Here is a 1,482-nt window from a genome sequence, read left to right as displayed (position 1 = left end):
TGTCAGTTCTGAGTGAAATCATCACGTCAGTCGTTGAGAAGAAACCGTACCCGAACGTTTTTGATCTATAAACTGCACATGCTTCTTCAGGCATGGTAAGTCAAGATACCTCGGTGAACGCTTACGAGCTTTGATTGGCAAGTACCAACTGGACTGGAAGTACAGATCAATGGCAGTCAACTGAGCTTCACCGCGGGTTCTTATTCCGTTGATACCACGCTTAACTTTACGGTAACGGTCAATGATGGTGAGTTGAGTAGCTCAGCATCCGTTTCAGTCATCGTTTTAGCGACCAGCAATAATGATCAGTGTGACAATCTATGGAAGGCCTCTGCCGTTTATGTCGGTGGTAACCAAGTAACATGGGCTGGTAAAGTGTGGGAAGCCAAATGGTGGACACAAGGGGATGATCCTGCTCAATCCGGTGTTTGGGGGGTATGGAAAGAGATAGGTGTTGCGGACTGCGCTACCCAATAATGCCTTATTACCTCTCAATGAGTGACATTGAGCGGTAGATTGACAGGCTTTGCCTTAGGGTAGGGCCTGTTTCTTTTTTTGCGTTATCTCCTGACAGATGATGCTCAGTTTCTTTACCTCACTCACACAATCGACCCAAATCGCTAACCTTTCTCAATCATGAACTATAATTTTTTGATGCGAATAAACCATTTCGTAGAGAGTCTCTCATTTATTTCTAGCCTAAAAATTATAATGCAGGATGCCGAAAACAAATAAATAAGCGCTTCTCACACGAAGCACGACAAGGTCATAACGGGGATAGCGTATGTTTAAAAACCTTTCACTAAAGAATAAGTTGGCTATCTCAGCCAGTATTGCCATCATCGTCGGTGGCGTATTGGTTGAAGCCGTATCGTTTAATGCCGCACTCGGGCGATTGAGAAGTGGACCCCGATGGTTGGACCCATAAGCTCATTTCTTAAGTGATTGACCCAGCTCATGCTGCGTATCTTTGCCTACCGAAGTAGGCCTCATCAGGAGTGAGGTTATTCAGTCCTTGATGGTTACGCTCTTCATTATAAAACACCATGTAGTTACCGATTTCAAGTTCGGCTTCACGGGGCGTGGTATAAGCCTTTAAGTAAACCTCCTCATATTTCAGGCTTCGCCATAAGCGCTCAATGAAAACATTGTCAACCCAGCGGCCTTTCCCGTCCATGCTTATACGTATGTCATGTTCAATTAACTTCTGTGTGAACTCTGTGCTGGTAAACTGGCTGCCTTGATCTGAGTTAAAGATATCAGGTGGCCCATAATGCTTCAGTGATTCCTCAAGCGCTGCGATACAAAAACTCGTGTCCATGGTGTTGGATAGTCGCCAAGCCAGCACTTTGCGACTATACCAGTCGATAATCGCAACGAGGTACAGGAACCCCTTCGCCATTGGGATATATGTGATATCAATCGCCCAAGCTTGGTTTGGGTAAGTGACTTCGATATCACGCAACAGGTAGGGATACACCT

The 1,482-nt window shown here is 45.3% G+C and carries 3 protein-coding genes; 2 read left to right on the top strand and 1 reads right to left on the bottom strand.

Translation table 11 applies throughout. From position 1 onward, the window contains the following. Positions 1-252 precede the first annotated feature (252 nt). Both FKN93_RS17955 and FKN93_RS17310 read left to right on the top strand, forming a co-directional pair. Complete coding sequence (locus FKN93_RS17955) at positions 253-477, top strand: carbohydrate-binding protein (protein WP_249374230.1); 225 nt, start codon at positions 253-255, stop codon at positions 475-477. Between the two features lie 307 nt (positions 478-784). After that, positions 785-928, top strand: coding sequence for a hypothetical protein (locus tag FKN93_RS17310; protein WP_170905757.1), 144 nt, complete (start codon positions 785-787; stop codon positions 926-928). Between the two features lie 27 nt (positions 929-955). Here FKN93_RS17310 and FKN93_RS17305 read toward each other — a convergent pair. After that, the coding region (locus tag FKN93_RS17305; RefSeq protein ID WP_170905758.1) for an IS3 family transposase at positions 956-1,482 on the bottom strand (527 nt) is incomplete at its 5' end.

Origin of the sequence: Vibrio sp. A8-1, from assembly GCF_013048685.1 — a bacterium.
GTDB classification, from domain to species: domain Bacteria; phylum Pseudomonadota; class Gammaproteobacteria; order Enterobacterales; family Vibrionaceae; genus Vibrio; species Vibrio metschnikovii.
Note: the sequence above shows the minus strand (reverse complement) of the source record. Positions and strands in the feature narration are given on the sequence as shown.

What these genes read in the sequence shown, in the direction of transcription:
- FKN93_RS17310 (WP_170905757.1), top strand. Translation starts at nt 785, where the DNA reads ATGTTTAAAAACCTTTCACTAAAGAATAAGTTGGCTATCTCAGCCAGT.